1 protein-coding gene is annotated in these 428 nt (G+C 60.7%); it reads right to left on the bottom strand.

What is annotated here, in order from left to right:
* Window positions 1–428, bottom strand: a 428-nt coding sequence (locus tag NN484_RS27215) for a calcium-binding protein (RefSeq protein WP_425518796.1), incomplete at both ends; no start/stop codon positions are given.

The raw sequence follows: 428 nt of genomic DNA, 5'->3' as shown, positions 1-428 counted from the left end.
CCGCCGTCCAGGGTGTTGGCCTGGTCATTACCGGTCAGGGTGTTGTTGAGGTTGTTGCCGGTGCCGTTGATCACGTCGTTGCCGGTCAGTACAAGGTTCTCGACATTGGCACCCAGGGTAAACGCCACCGAACTGCGGACCGTGTCGATTTCGCCAGCCAGGGTGCTGGTTTCGGTCACGGTGTCGCCGTAGTTGTCGACGATGTAGGTGTCGTTGCCCAGACCACCGATCAGGGTGTCGGCACCGAGGCCGCCGTCGAGAATGTTGTTGCCGTCGTTGCCGGTCATGCGGTTGTTGACGCTGTTGCCGGTGCCGTTGAGGTTGGCATTGCCCAGCAGGATCAGGTTTTCGACGTTCTGCACCAGGGTGTAGTCGATCGTCGAGAACACGCGGTCGATGGCGGTCAGCGAGGCGTCGGTTTCGATCAC

The sequence above is a fragment of the Pseudomonas serboccidentalis genome (assembly GCF_028830055.1).
GTDB classification, from domain to species: Bacteria; Pseudomonadota; Gammaproteobacteria; order Pseudomonadales; family Pseudomonadaceae; genus Aquipseudomonas; species Aquipseudomonas serboccidentalis.
The sequence above is the reverse complement of the archived record's forward strand: the minus strand, read 5'-3'. Positions and strand labels throughout refer to the sequence as shown.